Annotated in this window: 23 protein-coding genes; 3 read left to right on the forward strand and 20 right to left on the reverse strand. The window is 66.4% G+C overall.

The window, feature by feature from the left end; translation table 11 throughout:
- Nucleotides 1-140: 140 nt before the first annotated feature.
- The 17 genes from FCN22_RS19540 to FCN22_RS19615 all read right to left on the reverse strand — a co-directional run bounded on the left by FCN22_RS19540 (nucleotide 141) and on the right by FCN22_RS19615 (nucleotide 17,504).
- On the reverse strand, nucleotides 141-1,802 hold the full coding sequence (locus FCN22_RS19540; protein ID WP_137123243.1) for an amidohydrolase: 1,662 nt from the start codon (nucleotides 1,800-1,802) through the stop codon (nucleotides 141-143).
- The gene (gene dmpG / locus FCN22_RS19545) at nucleotides 1,768-2,844 is read right to left on the reverse strand and encodes a 4-hydroxy-2-oxovalerate aldolase (protein WP_137123244.1); all 1,077 of its coding nucleotides are present in this window, start codon (nucleotides 2,842-2,844) and stop codon (nucleotides 1,768-1,770) included. The genes FCN22_RS19540 and dmpG overlap by 35 nt, the downstream gene beginning before the upstream one ends.
- Nucleotides 2,841-3,737, reverse strand: coding sequence for an acetaldehyde dehydrogenase (acetylating) (locus FCN22_RS19550; protein WP_274381642.1), 897 nt, complete (start codon nucleotides 3,735-3,737; stop codon nucleotides 2,841-2,843). The genes dmpG and FCN22_RS19550 overlap by 4 nt, the downstream gene beginning before the upstream one ends.
- A gap of 85 nt (nucleotides 3,738-3,822) precedes the next feature.
- Nucleotides 3,823-4,821, reverse strand: coding sequence for an SIS domain-containing protein (locus FCN22_RS19555; protein WP_137123246.1), 999 nt, complete (start codon nucleotides 4,819-4,821; stop codon nucleotides 3,823-3,825).
- Nucleotides 4,818-5,843: a carbohydrate kinase family protein gene (locus FCN22_RS19560; protein WP_137123247.1), complete on the reverse strand. Its 1,026-nt coding sequence runs from the start codon at nucleotides 5,841-5,843 to the stop codon at nucleotides 4,818-4,820. The genes FCN22_RS19555 and FCN22_RS19560 overlap by 4 nt, the downstream gene beginning before the upstream one ends.
- Before the next feature lie 2 nt (nucleotides 5,844-5,845).
- On the reverse strand, nucleotides 5,846-6,601 hold the full coding sequence (locus FCN22_RS19565; RefSeq protein ID WP_137123248.1) for an SDR family oxidoreductase: 756 nt from the start codon (nucleotides 6,599-6,601) through the stop codon (nucleotides 5,846-5,848).
- 1 nt (nucleotide 6,602) lies between these two features.
- Nucleotides 6,603-7,295: a polysaccharide deacetylase family protein gene (locus FCN22_RS19570; RefSeq protein WP_162308262.1), complete on the reverse strand. Its 693-nt coding sequence runs from the start codon at nucleotides 7,293-7,295 to the stop codon at nucleotides 6,603-6,605.
- Entirely contained in the window at nucleotides 7,292-7,663 is a 372-nt protein-coding gene (locus tag FCN22_RS21705; protein ID WP_162308263.1) for a hypothetical protein, read from the reverse strand. The genes FCN22_RS19570 and FCN22_RS21705 overlap by 4 nt, the downstream gene beginning before the upstream one ends.
- Entirely contained in the window at nucleotides 7,660-9,396 is a 1,737-nt protein-coding gene (locus tag FCN22_RS19575; protein ID WP_137123250.1) for an IlvD/Edd family dehydratase, read from the reverse strand. Before FCN22_RS19575 ends, FCN22_RS21705 begins: the two co-directional genes overlap by 4 nt.
- Nucleotides 9,393-10,754 carry a family 4 glycosyl hydrolase gene (locus FCN22_RS19580; RefSeq protein ID WP_137123251.1) on the reverse strand — a complete coding sequence of 454 codons (1,362 nt, stop codon included), beginning with the start codon at nucleotides 10,752-10,754 and terminating at the stop codon, nucleotides 9,393-9,395. The genes FCN22_RS19575 and FCN22_RS19580 overlap by 4 nt, the downstream gene beginning before the upstream one ends.
- A gap of 27 nt (nucleotides 10,755-10,781) precedes the next feature.
- Complete coding sequence (locus FCN22_RS19585) at nucleotides 10,782-11,546, reverse strand: DeoR/GlpR family DNA-binding transcription regulator (protein WP_137123252.1); 765 nt, start codon at nucleotides 11,544-11,546, stop codon at nucleotides 10,782-10,784.
- Complete coding sequence (locus tag FCN22_RS19590; RefSeq protein ID WP_137123253.1) at nucleotides 11,546-12,577, reverse strand: D-2-hydroxyacid dehydrogenase; 1,032 nt, start codon at nucleotides 12,575-12,577, stop codon at nucleotides 11,546-11,548. The genes FCN22_RS19585 and FCN22_RS19590 overlap by 1 nt, the downstream gene beginning before the upstream one ends.
- Entirely contained in the window at nucleotides 12,574-13,461 is an 888-nt protein-coding gene (locus tag FCN22_RS19595; protein ID WP_137123254.1) for a carbohydrate ABC transporter permease, read from the reverse strand. Before FCN22_RS19595 ends, FCN22_RS19590 begins: the two co-directional genes overlap by 4 nt.
- A complete protein-coding gene (locus FCN22_RS19600) occupies nucleotides 13,458-14,291 on the reverse strand; it encodes a carbohydrate ABC transporter permease (protein WP_162308264.1) in 834 nt (277 codons plus the stop codon). Before FCN22_RS19600 ends, FCN22_RS19595 begins: the two co-directional genes overlap by 4 nt.
- A 125-nt stretch (nucleotides 14,292-14,416) precedes the next feature.
- Nucleotides 14,417-15,739 carry an ABC transporter substrate-binding protein gene (locus FCN22_RS19605; RefSeq protein WP_137123256.1) on the reverse strand — a complete coding sequence of 441 codons (1,323 nt, stop codon included), beginning with the start codon at nucleotides 15,737-15,739 and terminating at the stop codon, nucleotides 14,417-14,419.
- A 122-nt stretch (nucleotides 15,740-15,861) separates the two neighbouring features.
- A complete protein-coding gene (locus tag FCN22_RS19610; protein ID WP_137123257.1) occupies nucleotides 15,862-16,890 on the reverse strand; it encodes a hypothetical protein in 1,029 nt (342 codons plus the stop codon).
- A 44-nt stretch (nucleotides 16,891-16,934) separates the two neighbouring features.
- A complete protein-coding gene (locus FCN22_RS19615) occupies nucleotides 16,935-17,504 on the reverse strand; it encodes a hypothetical protein (RefSeq protein ID WP_137123258.1) in 570 nt (189 codons plus the stop codon).
- Here FCN22_RS19615 and FCN22_RS19620 point away from each other — a divergent pair.
- Nucleotides 17,482-17,769, forward strand: coding sequence for a hypothetical protein (locus tag FCN22_RS19620; RefSeq protein ID WP_137123259.1), 288 nt, complete (start codon nucleotides 17,482-17,484; stop codon nucleotides 17,767-17,769). The genes FCN22_RS19615 and FCN22_RS19620 overlap by 23 nt on opposite strands.
- 83 nt (nucleotides 17,770-17,852) lie before the next feature.
- Here the strand turns inward: FCN22_RS19620 and FCN22_RS19625 are convergent, their stop codons facing one another.
- The 3 genes from FCN22_RS19625 to FCN22_RS19635 form a co-directional block, all read right to left on the reverse strand.
- A complete protein-coding gene (locus FCN22_RS19625; RefSeq protein WP_137123260.1) occupies nucleotides 17,853-18,710 on the reverse strand; it encodes a class II fructose-bisphosphate aldolase in 858 nt (285 codons plus the stop codon).
- The gene (locus FCN22_RS19630) at nucleotides 18,688-19,623 is read right to left on the reverse strand and encodes a 1-phosphofructokinase family hexose kinase (protein ID WP_137123261.1); all 936 of its coding nucleotides are present in this window, start codon (nucleotides 19,621-19,623) and stop codon (nucleotides 18,688-18,690) included. Before FCN22_RS19630 ends, FCN22_RS19625 begins: the two co-directional genes overlap by 23 nt.
- Before the next feature lie 530 nt (nucleotides 19,624-20,153).
- A complete protein-coding gene (locus FCN22_RS19635; RefSeq protein WP_137123262.1) occupies nucleotides 20,154-20,639 on the reverse strand; it encodes a hypothetical protein in 486 nt (161 codons plus the stop codon).
- Between the two features lie 256 nt (nucleotides 20,640-20,895).
- Between FCN22_RS19635 and FCN22_RS21980 the strand changes: the two genes are divergently transcribed.
- Both FCN22_RS21980 and FCN22_RS19645 read left to right on the forward strand, forming a co-directional pair.
- Nucleotides 20,896-21,750, forward strand: a complete 855-nt coding sequence (locus FCN22_RS21980; RefSeq protein WP_202911701.1) for a hypothetical protein — start codon at nucleotides 20,896-20,898, stop codon at nucleotides 21,748-21,750.
- Nucleotides 21,751-22,117: 367 nt separating this feature from the next.
- Nucleotides 22,118-23,527, forward strand: coding sequence for an ABC transporter substrate-binding protein (locus tag FCN22_RS19645; RefSeq protein ID WP_137123263.1), 1,410 nt, complete (start codon nucleotides 22,118-22,120; stop codon nucleotides 23,525-23,527).
- Nucleotides 23,528-23,628: the final 101 nt, after the last annotated feature.

Raw genomic sequence — 23,628 nt, forward strand, 5'->3', positions numbered from 1 at the left:
TGCCGATGCGGCGCCGCCTGCGAACGGGACAACACCTCCAACGCCTCACGCTGACCAGCCGACATCTGCAACGGGGACGCGGGTGAGCTCATAAACGCCAGTCTACCAACGCACCACCCAGTTATTTGCGAGACGCACCACTAGTTGTGGTGCCGCCATACGGTTCCGTCGACGATCGTCAGGGTGACGGGTATGTCGGCGACGTCGGCGGCAGGTGTTGTCGTGGGATCGTCGCCGAACACGGTCAGATCCGCGCGGCGCCCTACCGCGATCGTCCCGGCTCGGTGTTCGTCCGAGGAGGCGATGGCCGGGGCCACCGTGTAACCACGAAGAGCCTGCACGGCAGTGAGGGCTTGATCCAGGCCGATCGGAGGGAGGTCGGGCCTGCCGGCGGGCCGCCTCAGCTGGGCGGCTGCGATGACTGCTCGGGGGTCGTAGTGGGCGACCGGCCAGTCGGATCCGAGGGCCAGCACTGCTCCGGAGTCGACGAGCTCGCGGCAGCACCAGCCGCGGCTGGCTCGGCGCTCTCCGAGTCGTTGTGACCAGTTGTCCTGGCGGTCGGCGCGGGTGTAGTCGGTGGCATGGGTGGGCTGCATGGAGGCGATCACGCCAAGTTGGGCGAATCGCGGCACCTGGTCGGCGGGCAGCGTTTCGATGTGTTCGATCCGGTGCCGTACGAGGGCCGGGTTGTCCACGCGGGCCAGGGTGTCGAGGACGTGCTCCACTGCTGCATCGCCGATGGCGTGGGTGGCTGTTTGCACTCCTGCTGCAGAGAGTCGGTGCACTATGCGGGTATAACCGGCCGGGTCGTCCCAGTTGGCGGTGGTGGAGGCGCCGTGGGAGTCGGGGGTCTTCAACCACGCTGTGCCCCCATCCACGGTTCCGTCCATGAAGAGTTTCACCATCGAAACCTTCCACAGGCGTCCAGCCGACGACTGTAGCGCGATCAGTTCATCGATTCTGTCCGCCTCGTCCCGGGGGCGACACCAGGGTGCCAGGTTAAGACGGAGGGGCAGATCGCCTGCTTCTTCCATGCTTCGTAGGAGTTTCAGGTCTCCGGGGCCGAGATCCATCACATGGCCACCGGTCAACCCTGTGGCTGCCATGGCTCTCAGTAGCGTGGCCAGTTCCTGATGCCGTTGTTCAGTGGTTCTGCTGGGGATGATGGATCGGACCAGGTTGATGGCCTCCTCCTCGAGCAGCTGGCCGGTGAGCTCGCCGTGTGCGTTGGAGACGACACCGCGGTGGTGGTTGTCGCGGCTCTGACCAGTGAGCCCAGCCCGGGACATTCCAGCCCGGTTCGCGACAGCGGAGTGTCCGTCGAACAGCGTCACGAAGGCGGGCCTCTCGCCGAGGTCGTCAAAGATGGCTTGGTCCACGGGCCTGTTGCCGTACACGTTCGGGTTGAGTCCCCACCCCAGTAGCCATTCCCCGTCCCGGATGGTTCGGGCCTCGGTCACGAGGGCTGAGCGGACCGTGGCCAGCGTCTGGTGCGATGTCAGGTCGACGCCGCGTGTCTCGTCGATGCCGAGGAGGGGGTGGGTGTGGGCGTCGACGAGGCCCGGGGTGACGATTGCACCGGCGAGGTCGATACGTTCGGTCTGGGCGCCTCGACATTGCAGAATGTCGCGATCGTCGCCGACGGCGATGATGCGGCCGTTGCTGACTGCGAGTGCCGTGGCCGGGGCTCTGCGCTCCGTCTGCATGGTCAGCAGGCGACCGCCGGTCAGAATGAGGTCGGCCGGGGTGTGGGTCAATTGATCCGTCTCAGGGTGTCTCGGACTGAAGTTGAAGCGCCACATCGATGATCATGTCTTCTTGGCCGCCGACGTAGCCTTGTTCGCCCACCTTGGAAAGGATGGCGTGTGCCGGGACGCCGTAGCGCTCCGCTGCACGTTCCGCGTGGAGCAGGAAGCTCGAGTAGACGCCGACGGAACCTTGGATGATCGAGGCGCGGTCCATCCATGGCAGCCTGGTGAGCATGGGTCTGACGACCTCGTCCGCCGCCTGGAGGAGGGCATGCGAGTCGACCCCTGTGCTCACGCCTAGTCGCTCGAAGGTGACAGCAAGGACCTCGGTCGGGGAGTTGCCGGCGCCGGCCCCGACGGCGCAGAGTGTTCCGTCGATCTGGCGTGCTCCCGCGCGTTGGGCGTAGACCGAGTTGGCTACTCCGAACGAAAGGTTCTGGTGGCCGTGGAAGCCGACCTCGGCGTCGCCGCCCAGTTCGGCGACCAGCGCTGCGACGCGATCACCGGCATCCTCGAGGATGAGAGCTCCGGCGGAGTCGACGACGTAGACGCACTGGCATCCGGAGTCCGCCATGATTCGGGCTTGTTGTGCGAGCTGCTCAGGACCGACTCGGTGCGAGAGCATGAGGAACCCGACCGTCTGCATGCCCAGCTTGCGAGCGTGCGCGAAGTGCTGTTCGGCCACGTCTGCTTCGGTGCAGTGTGTCGCGATTCTCGCCACTGATGCCCCGAGGGCATGGGCCGCCTCGAGGTCCTGCAGGGTGCCGACGCCGGGCAGTAGCAGCACGGCGATCATCGCCTGCTTCGCCTCCTCTACTGCGGCGCGCAGGAGGGTGAGCTCGTCGGTGCCCGAGAAGCCGTAGTTGAAGGAGGATCCGCCGAGGCCGTCACCGTGGGCTACTTCGATGACCCGGACGCCGGCATGGTCGAGGGCGCTGACGATCTGCCGGACTTGATGCTCGTTCCACTGGTGGCGCATGGCGTGGCTACCGTCGCGCAGTGTCGTGTCGGTCAGTCGGATGGCCGCCGGCTCACCCGTCGCGGACGCCGCCGGCGCGGGGCCTGCTGCCTTGGCCGGCTGCTGGTGGTCGCTCATTCGTTTCCTCTTTGCGTGTTGCTGGCGAGCTGCTCGCCGACCTGGACGGCAGCGGCGGTCATGATGTCGAGATTGCCCGCCCACTGCGGCAGGTAGTCGCCGTTTCCTCGCACCTCGAGCAGCACCGTGACGCGTAGCTGCGGTCCGGTGGGCGTCGAGACCTGATCGAATTGGGGCTCGGCACGCAGTGTGTACCCGGGTACATACCGCTGCACCTTGTCCACCATCGCGGTGACGGCTGCGCTGACGACGTCGGTGTCACTGTCCTGTGGCACGGCGCAGAAGACGGTGTCGCGCATGATCATCGGGGGATCGACCGGATTGAGGATGATGATGGCCTTGCCCTTGGTCGCGCCCCCGACGCTCTCGATGGCGCGAGACGTCGTCTGGGTGAACTCGTCGATGTTGGCCCGAGTCCCGGGCCCGGCCGAGCGCGAGGCAATCGACGCGATGATCTCCGCATACGCCACCGGCGCTACGGCCGAGACGGCGGCAACGATCGGTACGGTGGCCTGCCCGCCGCAGGTGATCAGGTTCAGATTCGGCGCGTCCACGAGGCTACCCAGGTTGACCGGTGGGCAGACGAGGGGGCCGACTGCGGCCGGAGTCAGGTCGATGGCCCGAATGCCGTACTCGGCGTAGCGGGGAGCGTTCTGTGCGTGTGCGGCGGCCGAGGTGGCCTCGAACACGAGGTCCGGCTTGTCGGGCTGGGCTACGAGCCAGTCCACGCCGGCAGCCGACGTCTCCAATCCAGCGGTGCGGGCTCGGGCGAGCCCCTCGGAGGTTGGATCGACTCCGACCATCCAACGGAGTTCGATGAGGTCGGATCGGAGCAGCTTCTCCATGAGATCGGTCCCGATGTTTCCGGGGCCGACGATAGCTGCGGTCAGCATGGGCATGGATCCTCCGGGACATTGAAGGTGTCGACCAGGGCGGTGTGGACGGCTCGCCGACCGGCCCGCCTCGAGCGCAGCGGCGTCACGGGGCGTCGCCCTCGGTCCTCAGAATGACCGACCGGGACAGCAACTGCGGACGGTCAGCGTTTCGGCCCGCCTCGGTTGCGAGTTCGACGGCATAACGGTGGAGCCGGACGAGCTCGACGAGTGGTTCGCCGCAGCCGTGCTCGACGACGCCGCCGGAGGCCTCCACGATCTCGACGATGTCGCCCGGTAGCTCGTCCAGACCCCAGACGAGGGTGCCGGGCCCGCTGGTGGCCACGGGCCCGTGCCTGTATTCGCCGACGGCGTACGCCTCGGTCCAGGCGGCTGCCGACTCGCGCACCTTCAGGGCGGCCTCCTCAGCGATGTGCGCTCCCCAGCCACTGCCGAGGATGACGAGCTGTCTGATGCCGGTTGCTGGAAGGTCACCGGCGAGTGCGGCATCGCAGGCCGCGGGCAGGTCGCTGAGCCCCGCCAGAGGCGAATGTGCCGAACTCCGCTCCTTCAGGTCTCGTCCCGACTCAGCGGCTTGACGGGCCAGGACGCCACGTAGCAGCACGAGTTGGGCGGTGGGAAAGCGAGTCTGGACGACGCTCCGCTCGTCCGCGAACGACAGGTCGACGACATCGTCGGCGAGCTGGGCCAGTGGGGTTTCCTGCTCGCCAAGCAGCGCCGTCACCGATACTCCCGGCTGCTGGTTGCGCAGGGTTTCCACGGCACTCAGCAGTTCGGACGACGTGCCGGAACGGCTGATCGCGACGGCCCTGTCGTACGTGCGAAACCGAGGAGGGATTTCACTTGCGATCAAGGAGTCCGTCTCCCCCAAGCCTGCGAACTCGCGCAGCGTGGCATAGGCAAGTCCCACGTAGTAGGACGTGCCACATCCGAGCACGAGGACACGCTCGCCAGCGGCCGGTATCCCGGACACACCAGCATTGGCCAATTCGAGGGCGTGGCGCCACAGGGCGGGTTGGCTGGCAATCTCCTCTCGGGTTCGCGGGCTGAGTGATTCGGGTGTCTGGTCCGTCGCTGTGGTCACGATGTGCCCTCCAAGGCCTCGTCATGGTCGATGGTCACGAGCAGCGTGGCCGCCAGTGCGGCTGTTTGCGAAAGCGGGGCTTGGGCGGCGACACCGCCGGCGGCGTGGGTCGACATCGTGCCGGCCGCCACGGCAAGGGCGAGCGCGCTCGGCCAGTCCGCGCCCTTGGTGAGGGCGGCCAGGGCCGTCCCCGCCAGGGTGTCGCCGGCTCCGACGGTGTCGACCACGTCGGTGGCGGGCGCATTCACGTGGGTGACGCCGGCGCGTGTGTGCACGCTCGCCCCGTCGGGGCCACGCTTGTGCACCACGGCCGGGTACCGGCTGTCGGACCCGTGCTTCGGCATCGCCGCCAGCAGACGCTGTACCGCGTGCTCGGGCCCCGCTTGGCGACCGAGGCCAGCGAGTCCGATGGCTTCGCCGTCGTTGACGAACAGGACATCGGACGCCGCGATGGCCGCTTGGGCTCCGTCGCGCCAGCGCCGTTGCGGGTCGTCATTGGTGTCCAGGCTCACGGTCAGGCCGAGCTGTCGGGCCCGCGACATCCGCTGGTGCAGGTCCGCGCGCGCCCGGGTGTGCAGGAAGAATGACGACACGTGCAGGTGGCTGCTCAGGCGCAGCGCGACGTCTGTGACGTCGCCGGCCTCCAAGCTCTGCATCGCGCCGAGGTGGGTGAGGATCTGCCGATCGCAGGTGTCGTCCCGACGAACGAGCACGACTGAAGACCCGGTCGCAACCGTGGCATCGACCCGGACGAACCGGGTGTCCACGCCTCGCTCGGTGAGCCATTGACGACAGGCTTCTCCCATGGAGTCGTCGCCCACCACGGCGAGCAGCTGGGCCTCGCCACCGGCGGCCGCGATCGCGCAGGCGGTGATACCGGCGGAGCTACCCAGCACCATGCTGGTGCCGGTGACCACGTCCTCCGCCTGTCCGAAGCGCAGGCGTGTGCCCGTGGTCGGGACACCCGCGACGATGATGTCCGGGCACAAGTCGCCCACCACAAGGATTCCGGTCTTGGTCATGGTCACCGCCCCCCTGAGATGTCGAGGGTGACCCCGGTGATGTACCCGGCGGCGTCCGAGGCCAGCCAGCCGATCGCCTCGGCAACCTCGGCTGCCGTCCCTGGGCGGCCCAGTGGCACGGTGGAGATGAGGCGTTCGACCCGGCCGGGTTGCGCGGCGTTCATGTCGGTGTCGATCAGGCCGGGTCGGATCCCCACGACTCGGATCCCTTCCCCGGCGACCTCTTTGGACAGGCCCACGGTGAGGATGTCCATGGCGGCCTTGCTCATCGCATAGTCGACGAACTCTCCGGCAGCGCCCAGTTCCGCTGCCCGGGAAGAAACGTTGACGATGACGCCGCCACGGCCGCCGCTGGAAGTGCTCATGCGGGATACCGCGGCCGCGGCGCACAGGGCCGGGGCGGCAGCGTTGACAGTGAGTGTCTGGACGACTCGGTCTGCGGTGAGTCCCTCGACGCGGCTGACCGGCGGAAGGAGTCCGGCGTTGTTGACGAGGACATCCAAGCGCCCGAATGTCGCGTCGACTTCATCGAAGAGTCGCTCAACTTCGTCCAGTTCGCGAAGGTCTACTTGGCGTGCCGAAGCTTTGACCCCGTACTGCTGGCAAACCCGTACGACTGCGGTTGCGGCGTCCGAGCGTGTGGCATACGTGAGCAGGACGTCGTGGCCTCGGCTGGCGAGTGCGGATGCTGTCGCAGCGCCGATGCCGCGGCTGCCCCCGGTGACGACAGCCGTTCGGCGGGGTGGTGTGGGTTGCATCTCAGTCGGCGATCCTCAGGTAGGACGTGTTCGTCGTGGCGTAGCGCACCCCACTGGCCAGCACCGCGGACCCGGCGGCCGTGTCCGGGTCGGGCGGCGTGCCATAGAGGAAGGCGAAGGCCGGCGGCTTGACGCCGGTGAGGTCCTCGATCTGGCGGATCGGAGTCGTGATCTCGCGTTCCACGTCTTCTGGGGTGACGATGGCCGCTGCAGAAGCATGGTGGGCCGTGTGGGCGGCGATGACGTGTTTCTGCGCGATGACCGCAAGGTCGTCCCAGTTCATGGCGACACGGTCCTGCTCACGCTCTTCGGCAAGGATCGTGAAGTGGTTGGCCTCGGCGTAGGCGGTCTGTTCCTCGGGCGGAACATCAAGGATGCCGGTGATCGGGAAGAACCACGCCGTCAGCCCGAGTTCGTCGCAGACCGGAGCGGCAACAGTGGCGTTGTTGAGGTAGCTGTCGTAGAAGACGGGGATGAAGCCAGGCTTGGGCAGGTGCCAGCGACCCGTCTCGATGAAGCGGTCCAGATCCTCGGGGAGCAGCGGGTGGTAGCGGTCGAGGTACCATCCGAGTTCGGCCTTGAGCACGGCGCGCTGCGACTGGGGGGTGTTGTGCCAGTTGACCAGCCGAAGCACCTTGCCGGCGTTGAAGGCCTCGCGCTGATAGTCGAGCGTCAGGGTGTCCGCGATGGTCATGCCGTCTCCTGCGCGAGGTCGGTGCACGCGCGCAGGTGGACCTCGCTGAGCACGACGAGTGCATCGATGAGCTCCTTCGCGCCGGTCTTGTCTGGCTCGGAGTGGTCTGGCGCCGGAAACCCGGCAACTTCCAGCCCGGAGTAGTAGCCGTCGAGCAGCTCGGCCGCCCGAGCACCGTCGGCGAGGGCATCCGCGTCTTTGACAGTCACGGTGTGATCGGGGCGGACGTCGTCCAGAGCGACGAACATGGCGATGCCTTCCCGTTCGAGCAGCCGGGCCTGACATCGGGCCAGGACCGCGGGGACATTCTCGGCCTGCGGGGCGCGGATGGTTCCGCAGTTGGAAGCGGTGGATAGGGCATCTGTCATTGGGACCTCCTGGGGACGGTCGCGGTTTCGACGCCGACGAGGAAGTCGAAGTCGGCCCCTTGGTCGGCTTGCAGGACGTGGTCGATGTACAGCTTCTGGTAGCCGCGCTTGGCCGGCCATGGCGCCGCGGACGACTCGGCCAGGCGTGCCTTGATCTCCTCGTCTGTCACGTCCAGGTGCAGCCGACGAGCGGGGACGTCGAGTTCGATCGTGTCGCCGTTGCGCACCGCGGCCAACGGTCCTCCGACCGCGGACTCGGGGCAGACGTGCAGCACGACCGTGCCGTATGACGTCCCGGACATCCGGGCGTCGCTGATCCGCACCATGTCGGTGACCCCGGCCTCGAGCATCTTCGTGGGCAGCGGCAGGTTCGCGATCTCTGGCATCCCGGGGTAGCCCTTCGGGCCGGCACCGCGCAACACCAGGACATCACCAGCCTGCACGTCGAGGTCGGGATCATCGGCATCGCTCAGGTAGGACTCGTAGTCGTCCCAGACCAGCGCCCGTCCACGGTGCACCATCAAGTGGGGGCTGGCGGCCGACTGCTTGACCAGTGCGCCACGAGGCGCAAGGTTGCCGCGCAGCACGGCCGTTCCGCTACCGGCAGGCTGGAAGGGTGTCTCGAAGTCGCGGATGACTTCCTCGTGCCACCGCTGGGCGCCGTCGTAGGCCTTGGCGAGGGTGTGTCCGCTGACCCCGATGACCTCACGGTGCAGCAGCTCACCGAGTTGGCCGACGACGGCTCCAAGCCCGCCGGCATACGCGAAGTCCTCCATCAGAAAGCGGCCCGATGGCATCACGTCGACCAGGGTGGGCACCTCGCGAGCGAGGGCGTCGAAGTCATCCAGATCGAGGTGCACGCCAACCCGGCGAGACAGGGCCAGTAGGTGCACGACGGCGTTCGTCGACCCACCGATGGCGGCGTTGATCCGGATAGCGTTCTCGAACGCCTCACGGGTCAGGATGGCGCTCGGTCGCAGGTCCTCGGACACCATCTCGACGATGCGACGACCTGCCAGGTGCGACGTGGTGCGGCGGCGGGCATCGTCGGCGGGGAGTTCGGCGGTGCCGGGCATCTGCATGCCCATGATCTCGGTGAGCAGGGCCATCGTGGAGGCGGTGCCCATCGTCATGCAGTGGCCACGGCTGCGGGCCATGCAGGATTCGGCCTCTGCAAGGTCACTGTCGGTCATCCGGCCGGCTCGGTGCTCCTCGGTCATCTTCCACACGGAGGTACCCGAGCCCACCGTCTGCCCCCGCCAACGGCCGTTGAGCATGGGGCCGCCGGTGATCAGCAGCGATGGCAGGTCGGTGCTCGCGGCGCCCATGAGGTAGGCCGGTGTCGTCTTGTCGCATCCAGCGAGGAGGACGACACCGTCGATCGGGTTGCCCCGAAGCGTCTCCTCGAGGTCCATCGCGACGAGGTTTCGCAACAGCATCGCCGATGGGCGAACCATCGTCTCCCCGATGGAGGACGTGGGAAACTCGAACGGCACGCCGCCGGCCTGCCAGACGCCACGCTTGACGTGCTCGGCGACCTCCCTCAGGTGGGCGTTGCATGGGGTGAGCTCAGACCACGTCGTGGCGACGCCGATGATGGGCCGACCCGAGAACGAGTCGTCGGGCAGTCCTTCGCTGCGCAGCCAGGAGCGGTGCAAGATGCCGTTCTTGCTCGGTGCCTCGAACCAGCCCGCACTGCGCAGGCCGTCTGGTCGGTTCTCGGTCGCGCTCATGAGAATGCCGGGAGGTGCTCGGACTGGGCAGCGATCAGGTCGTCGGCCAGCGCGCGCGCCGCGTTCGGGTCGGTGACCGCGCCGTCGGCGATCATCGCTTCGACGACCAGATTGCGGTCGCCGGCCATGGCCGCCTCGATGGCGAGCGACACGGAGACAAGTCTCTGGTTGAGGATGGCGGTCAGGGGCGCGCCGAGGTCGGGCACCTGGATCGCTCGTAGTCCTCTCGCGGTCGCGACTCCGGGCACCTCCAGAGCTGCGTCGTCAGGCAGGCCGGGTACCGCTCCGTTGTTCGGGACGTTGACTGAGAACATCTCGCGACGGTCGTGGAGTACCGAGCGGATGATGGCAATGAGCTGCTCCTGCTCACCGGTGGAGCGACCGAATATGCTCTGATCCAATGGCTCTCGGCCCTCCCCCTGTGCCTTCATCTGCTGGTAGCGGTTCTCTCCCCAGGCGAGGATCTCCGGCACCGAGAAGGCGTCGACGCCGAGTGTCTTGCCGTAGTAGCTGCCCGCCGGCCAGCGCTGGGGAAAGAACTCGGTGACGTGGCGGTCGTTGGCCGCCGGATAGGCGCCGTAGGAGTCGAACAACTCCCAGGAGAACGGGTTCTGGGCTGCTTTGATGTGGTCCACGAAGATGTTGCCGATGTCGGCCTCGTCCAGTGGCTCGCTGGCTTCCTTCTCGCGGACCCGTTGGACGAGCGGCCACGCGTCCCTTCCGTCGAGGCGGAAGTCGTAGATGAACGTGAGGTGGTTGATCCCGGCGTACAGGGTGGAGGTCCGTTCAAAGGGCGCGCCGATGAGCTCGGCCAACTCGCGCTGCACGTGGTGCATCCCGTGGCATAACCCGACCACGTTCGCGCCCGCGTACTTCGTCATCGCCATGACGTTGGCGGTCATCGGGTTGCTGTAGTTGAAGAAGAGGGCGTCCGGCGCCAGCCGGACGATGTCTTCGGCGACCTCGACCATCACCGGAACCGTGCGCAGCAGGCGGCTGATGCCGCCGGGCATGACGGAGTCACCGACCGGCTGGAAGATGCCGTGCTTCTGGCACGTCTCGTGATCGCGAAGCCACGCGTCGCGGCCGCCGATACCGATACAGGTGACGACGAAGTCGGCGCCCGGCAGGGCCGCGGTGCGGTCGACGGTTCCGGACACGGAGATCCTCGAGGACGCCTCGCGTTCGGTGATCATGAGCTCGGCGAGCCCGACCGCCACCTCAAGAGCTACCTCGTCGATGTCGACCAGGGTGATCCGCCAGGAGCCAAGGTCCTCGGCCGAGATGAGATCTGCCAGCAGGCCCCGGGTGAAGACGGCGCTGCCGGCTCCGAGCAGGACGATCGAGCGGGTGGTCATGGTGTTCGGTGCTCCTTTGTGGCGGGTTCAGGCGACGTGGACAACAAGTCCCTGGTCGCGCAAGGTCTGGACGTGCTCTTCGGCGGCCTGCGATGAGGTGACAAGCTCGGAGACGGTCTCCAGCGTGGCTATCCGGTGCGGGCTGCGGCGGGAGAACTTGCTCGAGTCGGCAAGGACGGTGAGTCGATCTGCGCTATGGGCCACCAGGCGGTCCGTCTGGCTCTCCTGGGCGCTGGCGCCCAGCAGGCAGCTGCGCGGGTCGACGCCGTAGACACCCATGATGGCGTGGTCGAGGTGCAGCTCCTCCAGCCCGATCCCGACGAGGGTGCCCAGCAGGCTGAGCTCGGGGCGGCGCAGGACCCCGCCGAGCACGATGACGTCAGTTTGCAGGTCGGCCATCTGCATCGCCACTGCGAGTGAGTTCGTCACCACGGAGATGCCCTCGACCTCCGCCAGCAAGGGCGCGAGGGCAGCCGTCGTCGTCCCGCCGCTGAGGAGCACCGCCGAGCCCGGCTCGATGAGCTGGACGGCGCGGCGAGCGATCTCCTGCTTCTCGCGCTGTCGTTCGACCTCTCGCATCGCCGGTGGCTTCTCGGGGGCGTCTTCTCCTTCGGTGTGCAGGACTGCCCCACCGTGTACCCGTCGGACGATGCCCTGGCGCTCCAGCTCGTCCAGGTCTCGGCGGATCGTGGACAGGCTCACGTCCAGCTGGGCTGCGAGGTCCTCGACGCTCACGACACCTCTGCGCGTGAGTAGTCCGATCGTCTCTGCGCGGCGCTGCACCGGCAACATCAGTAGCCCCTCTCTCGATCGGCCACGTTCAACAGCGGCTCGCCGTCAAGATATCGCCGCAGGTTGGTCGTGAAGAGTGCGCTGACCACCTCGAGGTAGTCGGGGGCGAAGCCCGCCACATGGGGCGTGACCAGGACGCGGGGATGGGTCCAGAACGGGTGCTCTGGGCCGAGGGGCTCCTGCTCGAAGACATCGCTGGCGACCAGGCCGAGGTGGCCCCGCTCCAGTGCGTCCAGCAGGGCGCTCTCGTCCACGACGCCGCCCCGGCTGGCATTGATCAGCACTGCGGTCCGGCGCATGGCCGAGATCTCGTCGGCCCCGATCATCCCTTGGGTTTCGGGGGTGAGCGGGACGGTGAGCACGACGTAGTCGCTGCGTGCGAGCACCTGGTGCAGTTCGGCGAGCGGAACCTCGCTGACGCCTTCGACATCTGGTGTCGCGCCGAACGTCGAGGTGGCCGCGGCGGGGCTGCCTCGACGGACGGCGAGGACCTCGAGCCCGAATGCCCGCGCCAGGCGCGCGACCTCCTTGCCGATCCGGCCATAGCCGACGATGGCGACGGTGCTGGTGCGCAGGTTGTGCGGCATCAGCTGGTTCCAACGGAACTCTCGTGACGGCCAGGTGCGCGTCGCCGCAAGCTGCTCGGTCTGACGCAGATGATGGGCGTGGCTGAGGACCATCAACATGATCCACTCCGCGAGCGGTGCGGGGCTGACTCCGCCCAAGGTGGTGATCACGCAGTCGCTGTCCCAAAGCCTGGTGCCGCGGACGTGATCGATACCTGAGGTGTCCAGCTGCGCCCAGCGAAGAGCCGGGGACTGGTCCGTGCCAGGCAGCACGGCGCTGGTGTACATGACCTCGGCCTGGGTGAGCAGATGGGCCGGGACAGTCGTCTCCGGGTTCTCTGCCTCCGAGACCGGGTGGTGGTGCACAACGATCCGATCATCCACCGCTCGGACGCCATCCAGGAAGGAGTCGGGGAAGTCGACCGTGACCAGGACATGCAAAGGGTCGGTCGTGGATCGGTTCACTTCAGTCCTGTCGTTGCAACGCCCGCCACGAAGTACTTCTGGAAGAACGCGAAGACCACGAGCATGGGGAGGATGGAAAGCAGGGTCATCGCCAGCAGCGGGCCGAAGTCGCTGCCGAACTGGGCGATGAGGAACTGCAGGCCTACCGGGAGGGTGTAGGAGTTCGGGTCGGTCAGGACGATGAGCGGCCAGATGAACTCGTTCCAGCGCCACATGAATGTGAAGATGACCAACGCCGCGATCAGAGGTTTCGCCAAAGGCAGCGCGATCGACCAAAAGATGCGGAAGGGACTGGCGCCGTCGATCCGGGCCGCCTCGATGAGCTCATCTGGCATGGACAGGAAGAACTGGCGGGCCATGAAGAGCCCGAAGGCTTCCGCGAGGCGGGGCAGGATGACACCCCATGTTGAGTTGAGCAGATTGAGGTCGATGACGATCTGGAACTGCGGGACCATGATGACCTGGACCGGCACCATGAGCGTGCTGATGATGAGCAGGAACAGGACATTGCGTAGCGGGAAGCGCAACTTGGCGAACGCATAGCCCGCACTCAGATTGATGCCCAGTGTCAGGATCACCGAGACGACCGAAATGACGACGGAGTTGCGTACCCAGCGAGCGAACGGGTATTCCTCCCAAGGCTGGATGAAGTTGTCCCAGTGCCAGTGCTGCGGCCACAACGGGACCGGAACGTTGGCGATCTCGGCGGTACTGGCCACCGCGGTGCGCAGCATCCAATACATCGGGAACATCAGGATCAGGACTGCGACCGTCGCGACGACGAAGCGAATGACCTTCACGCGCCGAGGTTGCGGGAACTCGTCCTCGGCGTTGCGGTCCGCGCCGGGCTCCGACGTCGCCGAGGTTGACAGGGCTGCACTCATGCTTCATCCCTTGTCTTCGACAGACGCCACTGGAGCACGGTGAAGATCAGCACCACCACGTAGAGGATGACCCCGATCGCCGCCGCATACCCCTGCCGCCGCTGGTTGAATCCCTCGTCGTAGGCGTATTGGACCAGAAAGGTCGTCGCAGTGCCCGGCCCCCCTCGGGTGAGGACGTAGACGCTGTCGAACACCTGGAAGCTCTGAATGATGGAGTAGACGACCAGGAAGAAGGTCGTGGGTGCCAGTAGCGGCCAAGTGATGTGGGCCAGGCGCTTCCACCCCGTGGCCCCGTCGATCGTCCCGGCCTCGTAGACCTCGCGCGGGATGCCTTGAAGCGCGGCCAAGTAGACGACCATCCCGAATCCGACCCCCTGCCACGTGGTGACGATGATGATCGACACGAGAGCGGCGGTGCCGTTGCCCTGCCAGTCGATCGTCGGCAGGCCAACCGACGCGGCGACCTGGTTCAGGATGCCGGTCAGGGGGTCGAACAGGCGTAGAAAGATCACGCCGGAAGCCACGCCAGAGATCACTACCGGGACATAGAAGAGAGCCCTGAACAAGCCTCGAGCCGGCAGAATCCTGTTGAGCAGCAGCGCCGCGGACAGCCCGAGCACCACCCCTAAAGGCACGGTGATGGCTGTGTACACGACCGTGTTGATCGCGGCCTTCCAGAACGTGGCGTCCTGGACGATCTTCGTGTAGTTCTCCAGCCCGAGGAACTGCATCTTCCCAAAGCCCGAGTACTTGTTGAGGCTGTACCAGAAGGTCAGCACCAACGGGATGAACATGAAGATGGTGAAGACCAGCAGGGCTGGGCTGGCCATGACGATGCCAGCCCACCGGTCGGCCTTCACAGCGGCCGACGTCCCACGCCGCTGCTTCTTGACTGTGCGCGTGGTTCTGCGCTCTTCAAGGACTGACATGGCACCCGCGCCCTCCCTCCGACAGATCACAGGGTCTTCTGGATCCCCGATGTGATGCCAGAGATGACCGAGTCGACGCTCGCGTCGGGCTTGGACAGATACTGGTCCATGTTGTCGATGAGGGCCTGGTTGATTCCGGGGAACGCGGGAAGGGTGCACGTCTGCACCAGAGCGGGAGGCATCGTGGTCGCCTGCTGCTGGAACGTCGGCATCACATCTGGGCGAACGGTGTAGTCGAGCTTGGCGTCGGCCAACTCGTTGAGGACCGGAAGCTCTCCTGTTTGCTCGCACCAGTACTTCATGTTCTCCGGGGAGACGATGAACTTGGCGAACTCGATGGCCGCGTCGCGGTTCTGGGCGCCGTCCGTGACGACCAGGGCGTTCCCGCCCAGGTCGGTCGCGGCACCGGAATCTTGGGGAAGATAGGTGACGCCCCACTCGAACTTCTTCTTGATGGTGTCATTCAGCGAGGGGACCAGGAAGTCTCCGGCCTGGATCATCGAGATCTTCTGGGTGGGGAAGACCTCGTCCGGGTAGGTCGGGCGCTTGACCAGAATGCTGGGCGCGTGCAGGCCCTTGGTGTAGAGGCTCTGCGTCCACTCCAGAGCCTTCTTGGCCTGGTCGGTGTCGAGCGTGACGTTCTCGAACGAGTCGTCCAGTACGGTGCCGCCGGCCTGGAAGAGGGTGTTGAACCAGCGGTAGGCACCGTAGAGCTGGTAGTTGAACGCGAACGGCGAAGCTCCCGGGTTGGACGACTTCAGCTTCTCGAGGACTCCGACGAGTTCCTCCCAGGTCCACGCCGAGTCGAGCGAGTCCGGCACGGAGGTGATGCCAGCCTTGGCGAAGTGCGCCTTGTTGTACACCAGCGCCGAGGTGTCGGTGTGGTGCGGCACACCGACCGGGGTGTCGTCATAGTTGACGGCGCTCCACAGGGAAGGGAAGAACTTCGACCCGAAGTCCGCGTCAAGGTGGTCGCTCAGATCAGCCAGCACCCCCTTGTCCGCGTAGCCACCGATGTCGGTGTAGCTGACTCGGAACAGGTCCGGCGGTTTGTTGGCCTGCAGCCGGCGGTCGACGACAGTACGGATCTGGTCGTAGGGAAGAACCTCGATCTTGACCTTCGCCCCACGAGCCGCCGTGAAGTCGGCGGCCAGCTTCTTGAATGCCGCCTTCTCGGAGTCGCTCGCCCATGTGGTGAGGGTGACGCTCCCGCTGAGTTTGCCGGTGGAAAGCGCGGCACTCTTGCCTGCGCTCGGAGCATCCGAGCCCCCGGAGCAGGCAGCCAGTGCGGTGGTGGCGCCAAGAAGCGCGGCCGATTGAAGGAAGGTGCGACGGTCCAGGTGTGCCATGGGGAGTCCTTCGGGTCAGATACACCGCTTAGCGGATCGAATGCGCCCCACCATAGAGTGCAACAACGTTCATCGACAAGCACTCTCTCTTAAAAACTCTCAAAAACTGTCATTTGGTTTGGTTACGCGTCCCGATGGACTGTGGTCGCGCCGGGTTCCGCCCAGACGACTGCCTCGACGGGGTCTCCGACGGACCTGTGGATCTGCCTCGATCCCGTCCCGATGGCGATCGTGTGGTGACGCAGCGAGCCTGCCGCCGATACCACCACGTGCCAGGAGGGGCCGTCATCGTGTGTGACGACGCCGATGCTGGCCTGTTCGGCAGGGCCGAGGTGCACACGGTTCACGGCGCTCGCCCCCGCACACACCTCGATCAGCATCCCGTGCCCTGACGGAGTCACGGCGGCGATCCCTGTGGCCTCTCCGGCCACCGCGAGACGGGCTGTCGTCACATCGTCGAGCAACGCCGGCGAGCCCGGTGACCACGTCGGGCACCGCAGGTGGGGCCGTCCGCCGGCTACGACAAGGACGTCCAAGTGGTCGATGTGCCAGGCCGCGTCGACGTCTAGGACATCCCCCGATTCGGGCGCACGACCCACGCAGGCCCACTCCACCTTGCTCTCCCGGAAGGAGATCACGGGATACCGGTCCCCCGGGATAGCAGTCAGTGCCCGGATGCCGGCCGCTCCGGTCACCACGGCAACGTAGCGGCCGTCCGGCTGCTCCACGAGCGCCGACGCTGCCACAACCTGTTCAGCGAGGGTGCCGTGCTCGACGAATCCTTCATCCGGCGACCAGACGAGACGACGCAACTCCCCAAGGTCAGTCAGGGCCACCACCTCGAGCCAGTCGGGACCTGCGTGGACCTGGGTGATCGACGCCGAGACGAACCGTGGTCCCCGGCCGAACCGCAAGGCACCGCTCCACTGGCCGACGGCAGCGCCTTCCATGGTGTCGATGCGGTCGGAGTTGAACCAACCCACCCAGAGGCCATCGTCGACGGCGCAGGCCACCAGCTCCAGGTTGCCCACTGCGCCGTAGCGTCCCTGGGTGAAGCCCGGGCGCCCGGCAACTCGCGGCCACGGCTGGCGCACCAAGCGTTTCTCGCCGTCGGAGTCACTGCCAACCTCTGCCGTGGTGTCGTCGCTCACGAGGAGCCATCCTGCCCGCCTCGGCTCAGGGGCAATTTCCGGGCTCATCGTGGTCTCTCGCTCCAAGGCTTGATCCGACCCAACACGAGCCGGCTGCCTGCGGCGCACGAGAGGGCCCTGAAAGCCACTTCGCTGATCTCGTCGGCTGTGTGCCAGTGGGGCCGATCCGCCGGCCCTGCCCAGCCCAACTGCACGGACGTCACCCCGCCTGGGGCCAGCCAGCCCTCTAACGATCGCTGACTTGATTCCGGGTCGGCGTAGCGGGAGGGCAGCACAATGACTCGACGTCGCGCGAGTCGCGTCAACACCTCCCATCCTTGCTGCGACAGCGCAGGCTCGTAGGCAATCACCGCCTCGACCTTCGAGTACCTTGACCCGAATTGGCGTAGCGCACCAGCGTCGTGGGCGTCGAGGGCCACCCGTTGATCCCAATCGCCCCGCGCCAGACGGTTGCCGCGCGAGATGCCGACAGTGATGGCTTTGGGCCCGGCCAGCAGACGCCCCAGCGGGGCGAGGACTCCGGAGCCGCCCACGACCACATAGGGTTGCGCCACGACCGCTCCGCCAACACTCACCCATGAAGGATCGCCCATGCCGTGGATCACCGTCACCACGGGCCCGCACCGGGATCCGGAGATGCCGTCCCGATTGGCCGAGGCTGTCGCCGCCGCTGTGGCGTCCCCGGCCGACCTGGCCCCCTCGGACGTTGTTGTGCTGGTTCAGGTCGCAACCGCCGCGTCCGGGCCGGGAGCGATGGTCGCCATGAGCGGCCGCGTTCGTGGCGATTCCGTCGAAGAATCGATCCGTGTCGCTGTTCGTGAAGCCGTAGCCGGACAGTTGGGGCTCGACCCCGACCTGGTGTCCCACGTGCGTCTCTGAGGTGCCTCGAGCCAGCTCAGCTCAGTGGCTCCTCAGGTCGCGGGTCCAACTGATTCCCCTCGTGAGAGTCCGCGGGTGTCGGTTCAACTCACGCGACCGCCACGTCGGGCCTCCGCGAAGAGGGTGAGCAACTGCTGCACCTCATCGGCCATCGCTGCGCGCGCGGCCCCGAGGTACTTGCGTGTGTCCACAACGTCGGGGTTGGCTGCGAGGTAGTCGCGCGCTGCCGACGTGAAGACCACGTTGAAGTGGGTTGCCACGTTGACCTTGGTCATGCCCGATCGGATCGCCCGAACCAGTCCCTCGTTGCTGACCCCCGAGGAGCCGTGCAGGACCAGCGGCACCGGCACAGCTGTCTGGAGTTCGGCGATGAGGTCGTAGTCGAGGGCCGCGTCCTTGCTCGTCATCGCGTGCGAGGTGCCCACAGCGACGGCGAGCGCGTCGACCCCCGTGGCCTCGACGAACAACGCCGCCTCCTCCGGATCGGTGCGCACCCCGGGCGCATGGGCGCCGTCCTTCCCGCCAACCTCACCGAGCTCGGCCTCAACGAAAACGCCCGCTTCATGGCATCGACTCGTCACGCGGGTGGTCCGTTCCACGTTGTCTCGATAGTCCAGCTGGGACGCGTCGAACATCACGGAGGTGAAGCCCAGCGCTACCGCCTCCTGAACGAGGTCCTCTGACTCCGCGTGGTCCAGGTGCAAGCCGACCGGGACCGCGGCGGCCTCGGCGACGGCCCTACTGGCGAGGGCAAGCGGACGCAGCGCGCCGTGGTAGCGCACGCAGTTCTCGCTGATCTGCAGCAGCACCGGCCTCTTGGCCGTCTCGGCTCCGGCAGCGATCGCTTCTGCATGCTCCAGCTGTATGACGTTCAGCGCGCCCACTCCCTGCCCGGCCGCTCGGGCGGCAGCGACGATCTCACCAGTCGATGTCAGAGTCATGGGTCTCCTTGAGCGCGACGTCCGCCCGCAGGTGGGCAGCGATGGATGGGTCAACGTGCCCGGCATAGGGCGACCGGACTGCGGCGGCCGACCACGCGACAGCGCGGCGCAGCCGCTCCGGCCAATCCGTCCCCTCGACGTGGCCGGCAGCCAGGGCTGCCACGGCTGCGTCGCCGGCGCCGGTCGGGTTACCGGTCAGCGCAGCCCCGGGAGTGGCTCGCCACGCGCCGTCCGGAGTGAGCGCGAGCATGCCGTTCGGCCCCAGCGAGGCCACGACACTATGCGCTCCGAGCTCGCGCAGCCGAGCCGCCCCGGCCCAGAGGTCGTCGCCGCCGACAGTGGCGAGCAGCTCGTCGCGATTGGGCTTGACCAGTGCCGGGCCAGCGGCCAGCGCCGCCAAGAGGTCGGTTCCCTGGGCGTCAAGGAAGGTTTCTGCATGCTGCGCGGTGGCGGCCTCGCACAGCTGGCCATATGCGCCGTGGGGAAGACCGGGCGGCAGCGATCCGGAGCAGACCACGAGGTCGGCGTCGGCCACCAGGTCGGCGAAGTGCGACAGGAACGCCTGCCACTCCGGTCCAGAAATGACAGGGCCCGGCTCATTGAGGACCGTAGCTTCACCTGTGGCCTCGGAGACCACCGTGACCGTCCGTCGTGAATCACCTGCGACCGCGCCGAACGCGTGGCACACCCCGGCCGAGTCCAGGTCGGCCCTGAGCCGGTCTCCGCTGGCGCCACCCGCCAGACCCGTGGCCAAGACGTCATACCCGAAGTCGTGCAGGACCCGAGCCACGTTGACGCCCTTGCCGCCTGCCCTGGTGTGGACCTCATCGACACGGTGGGAAGCGCCTTCGACCAGCGCTGGCACTGAGTAGGTGACGTCCAAGGCCGCGTTGAGCGTGACGGTCAGGATCACGCCGGTCCCTCCCCCAGCCAGCCGCCGCCCTGCATCAACGCGCCCGGCTCGACAATCGACGCGGTGGTGCGGATAAGAGTCATTGTGCTGCCTCCACCAGGTGTCGCGCCATCAGTCCCGCCGACAAGCCGGGGCGCTCACCGAGCTGGACCGCGACGACGCATGGGTCAGGGGTGCCCGCCTAGGCGGGTGGCGACATTGTTGCGCAGCGGAATCGGCCAAGGGTCACCGGCACCGGCCAGGCCCCCACCAACGGCCACATCTGCGGGTGCGATCAGGGCTGTCCGACTCGTATCACCTCGGCGACAAGCAGCATCATGACTCTTGAGGACGTGTAGCACAGTCAAGCGCCTCTGCGCCACTGATGACGACCGTTGGCCCGCTTGGGGCTCCGGCAGTGCCGGCTCTCAAGTGCCCTCCACTGGCGGGCTCAGGCTGGTCTTGCCAGGCCGCATTTTGGCCATGCGCCAACCGAAATCGACCATCGTGGGCGAAGTGAATTGCTGTGACTGCCACGGGAATTCAGGATCTCACAACGCTAAATTCACCCTGCAACTCCCTCGTGATGAATAGGTCATCGGTTCGATTCCGATAGGCGGTTCCACACGTTTGCGCAGGTCAGAAGGGGTGCGGCGGTCGGTCACGGCGCCTATTCCGGGCCGGGATTTGGGTGCTTGGACCGTATTTGGGCCGGATGCCGCATCGGTGATGCGGTCCAGCGCGTCGCTGACCTGGTCCAGCTCGGTGTCGAACAGGTGAGCGTAGATGGCGGCCGTCACGGTGATCGAGGAGTTCCCCAGGGCCTTGTTGGATGTAAAGCAGATCGGCGCCGGCCTGACGGGCGAGGTTGCCGAAGGTCCGGCGCAGGTCGTGCGGGTCACGCCCGCCAGGCCGAGCTCCTTGCAGACCTGGTTCCAGTGCACGTCGCGCCAGTTGAGGTTGCGTAGCGGTGTGCCGGCCGGAGTGGTGAAGACCAGGTCGTCGGTGCTGCGGCCCTCGATCCGGCGGGCGAGCACCTCCGCTACCGAGCGTGGGATGGCGACCTCGCGGGCCTTCTTGGAGTTCGGGGATCGCCGCCGCACATGTCGCCTACGAGATCCTGTCCGCCATCAGCCTGGGCCGCCCAACGCCGTAAGCCAGCCAGTCTGGATCTCGCTGGCGCCGCTGCACCAGCAGATTGCTATTCCCCGGCCCGCTCGACGGCCCGCGGCATCAAAGCCCGCAACGTCCACGTCCTGATCCGTTGCCTGCCGTCGCCCACAGCGTCGGCGCGTGCCTGCGGTCGCCCACAGCGTCGACCCGCTCGCCCAGCCGGAGGGCATGTCGATGGCGGCTGTCACCCTGTCAGGCTGTCCTGCACCCACGACGGACGCCTGCTTGACCATCCCGGCCACGGCCCTGCTGTCGAAAGTGGTCGACCTACTCGACGACGTCCCGAGGCCAGAAAGGGCAGTTCCGCACCCGAAGCACATCATCCAGCCCATGGTCGCGAAGCACGGCATAGAGGCACCCGACATCCGCTACCGCGGCTCGCTCTCCGAGGGCGCGCCCTCCGACGGGGGGCGCTACTCGCTGGTGTTGGGCAAAGAGAGGTATCACCCGCACGCGCCAGGACTCCTCCTGTTGTCCGGCAACCGTGTCGGACCTCACGAGAAGGAGACCTCAATGGCCGACACGTTCCAAGACATCATGCACAATCCGAACATCAACGGGGATTGGATCTGGATCCGATTCACTCTCACGATGACGCAGGAAGACGGAAGAACCGGCTTCTGCACGGGCGAATTCATCAAGGATGCCGACACGGAGCGGCTGGTCTCAGGGATGGGCGGGCCTACCAACAACCCCGCTTCACAGACAACCATCTACTTCAGCGACCGCAACCGGTTCGCCGGCAACGGGGACTCCATTGGCCTGGAGTTCTTCAGGACTCCCGGTCTATCCGGCCTGACGTTGCGTTCCACGCTGCACAGTTGGGGCGACGCACAAGACAGCCGGCAACTGCATCTCAATTCTCAGCCCGGTACCCGTGGTCTCGTCTACCACGGCTACGGCGACACGATCGGCCATGGAAAGGGTCAGGCGCTGACCTGCCTGAGTCTGAACGACGTGTTCACCATCAACTAGTTCGCCGGCGCGACCCAGGGCGGCGTCGAACGCCGCACGCCGCTCCTGAGCGCGCTCAGGCGCAGGCCCAATCGACAATTCCGGGCGTGTCGGGGCGAGCAATTTCGTCGGTCGTCCACGACTTGCCGCTAAAGTGATTTTCAGGTGTCTGATCTGCGCCGGGCGTTCTCGCACCCGTGTCCATGTAGCGACTCGGTAGGAGGTCATTCTTGTGAAGCACTCGAAGGTTCTGCGTGGTGCGGTCTTGGCATCAGCCGTTGCGGCCCTGGCGGCTTGCTCATCGTCTGGAGGATCGCCGGCAGGATCGTCCACCAGCGCCGGTGAGCCCCAAGCCGGTGGCGACTTGGTGCTGGCACGCGCAGATGACGTGACCAGCCTCATCCCCTCGGTCCCCACTGACAACGCGTCGATCTGGACCATGGAGGAGATCTACAGCACCCTTGCCGTCCCGTCCGAGGACGGCAAGACCGTCCTGCCGTCGCTGGCCACGTCGTGGAAGCAATCGTCGGACAAGTTGAGTTGGACGTTCAACCTGCGCAAGGACGCCAAGTTCAGCGACGGCAACCCCGTCACCGCCGGCGACGTCAAATTCTCGATCCAGCAGAACCAGAAGCCGGACGCCCCCTTCGCCTTCATCGACGAGATCATCTCGAAGATCGACACGCCGAACGACCACACAGTCGTCATCCACACCAAGAAACCGTGGGCGCCGTTGCCGGCCGACATGGCGTTGTACGCTAACTCGGTCGTGCCGAAGGACTACGGCGGGAAGACACAGCAGCAGTTCGACAAGAACCCCGTGGGGTCCGGTCCGTTCAAGTTCGCCAGTTGGTCCAAGGGAAGCAGCCTCAAGCTCGTCAAGAATCCCCACTACTGGGACAAGAAGGTCCCGTACCTGGATTCGGTAACGTTCACTGTGGTGCCCGACGGCAACACGCGTGGGACCCAGCTGGCGAGCAATCAGATCCAGATCAACCAGGCTCCTGCCTACTCCAGTATCAAGGCGCTGCAGGCGCAGTCCAATGTGAAGGTCACCGCCTTCCCCTCGAGCGAAGTGGACTACTTCGCCATGAACACGACCCACAAGCCGTTCGATGACATCAACGTCCGCAAGGCGATCAGCCTGGCGATCGACAAGCAAGCCATCCTGAAGGCCGTCCTCTACGGACACGGGCAGGTCGCAGGAGCCTATCTCTCGCCGGTGACCTGGGCCCACGACTCGACGATCAAGCCGGTCCAGGCAGATGTCGCTGCAGCCAAGGCTGCTCTGGCGAAGTCGAGCGCTCCGAATGGTTTCTCGACATCGATCACCGTGGCCTCGGGCGACCAGGACGCGTCCACTGAGGCCCAGCTCATCCAGAGCGATCTCGCCAAGATCGGGATCAAGGTCAAGATCAATACCATCGACCCCGCCGCGGTGGTGACCGCGAGGCACGCAGGCAACTTCGACCTCCTCCTCGGTCTCTACACGACCGACATCGTCGACCCCGACGAGATCGCCCGATTCGCGGGCACCTACGACGGGGGCGTGCACACCATCTACACCGGGTTCAAAAGCGCCAAGATGGACAAGTTGGCCGAGAAGGCCAGCAGTGTCTCGAGCCAGAGCGAACGCAAGAAGGCCTACGACCAGATGCAGCAGATCATCGCGGACCAGGTCCCCTACATCCCCCTGTACTACGCGCCCGGTGTGTTCTCCTACTCCAACAAGGTGCAGGGCTTCCACCCGGGCGGCACCGGCAACTACTTCCTCGAGAAGGTCTGGATCTCCAAGTGACCGGCACGCAGCCGGGGTGCGCCAGGTCGCCGGCTGACTCGGCCGCACGGGGATCGCTCCAACGCACCGTGCGCCTGGCGAGGAATGGGCCGTGCCGCGCT

The sequence above is a fragment of the Segeticoccus rhizosphaerae genome (assembly GCF_005222685.1).
GTDB lineage: Bacteria > Actinomycetota > Actinomycetes > Actinomycetales > Dermatophilaceae > Segeticoccus > Segeticoccus rhizosphaerae.

What these genes read in the sequence shown, in the direction of transcription:
- FCN22_RS19550 (WP_274381642.1), bottom strand. Translation starts at nt 3,737, where the DNA reads ATGCTGACCGCAGCTATCGTCGGCCCCGGAAACATCGGGACCGATCTC.
- FCN22_RS19625 (WP_137123260.1), bottom strand. Translation starts at nt 18,710, where the DNA reads ATGACTCTGACATCGACTGGTGAGATCGTCGCTGCCGCCCGAGCGGCC.
- FCN22_RS19580 (WP_137123251.1), bottom strand. Translation starts at nt 10,754, where the DNA reads ATGACCACCCGCTCGATCGTCCTGCTCGGAGCCGGCAGCGCCGTCTTC.
- FCN22_RS19560 (WP_137123247.1), bottom strand. Translation starts at nt 5,843, where the DNA reads ATGACCAAGACCGGAATCCTTGTGGTGGGCGACTTGTGCCCGGACATC.
- FCN22_RS19575 (WP_137123250.1), bottom strand. Translation starts at nt 9,396, where the DNA reads ATGAGCGCGACCGAGAACCGACCAGACGGCCTGCGCAGTGCGGGCTGG.
- FCN22_RS19570 (WP_162308262.1), bottom strand. Translation starts at nt 7,295, where the DNA reads ATGACCATCGCGGACACCCTGACGCTCGACTATCAGCGCGAGGCCTTC.
- dmpG (WP_137123244.1), bottom strand. Translation starts at nt 2,844, where the DNA reads ATGAGCGACCACCAGCAGCCGGCCAAGGCAGCAGGCCCCGCGCCGGCG.
- FCN22_RS19595 (WP_137123254.1), bottom strand. Translation starts at nt 13,461, where the DNA reads ATGAGTGCAGCCCTGTCAACCTCGGCGACGTCGGAGCCCGGCGCGGAC.
- FCN22_RS19600 (WP_162308264.1), bottom strand. Translation starts at nt 14,291, where the DNA reads ATGGCCAGCCCAGCCCTGCTGGTCTTCACCATCTTCATGTTCATCCCG.
- FCN22_RS19585 (WP_137123252.1), bottom strand. Translation starts at nt 11,546, where the DNA reads ATGTTGCCGGTGCAGCGCCGCGCAGAGACGATCGGACTACTCACGCGC.
- FCN22_RS19620 (WP_137123259.1), top strand. Translation starts at nt 17,482, where the DNA reads ATGCCGTGGATCACCGTCACCACGGGCCCGCACCGGGATCCGGAGATG.
- FCN22_RS19540 (WP_137123243.1), bottom strand. Translation starts at nt 1,802, where the DNA reads ATGTGGCGCTTCAACTTCAGTCCGAGACACCCTGAGACGGATCAATTG.
- FCN22_RS19605 (WP_137123256.1), bottom strand. Translation starts at nt 15,739, where the DNA reads ATGGCACACCTGGACCGTCGCACCTTCCTTCAATCGGCCGCGCTTCTT.
- FCN22_RS19565 (WP_137123248.1), bottom strand. Translation starts at nt 6,601, where the DNA reads ATGCAACCCACACCACCCCGCCGAACGGCTGTCGTCACCGGGGGCAGC.
- FCN22_RS21705 (WP_162308263.1), bottom strand. Translation starts at nt 7,663, where the DNA reads ATGACAGATGCCCTATCCACCGCTTCCAACTGCGGAACCATCCGCGCC.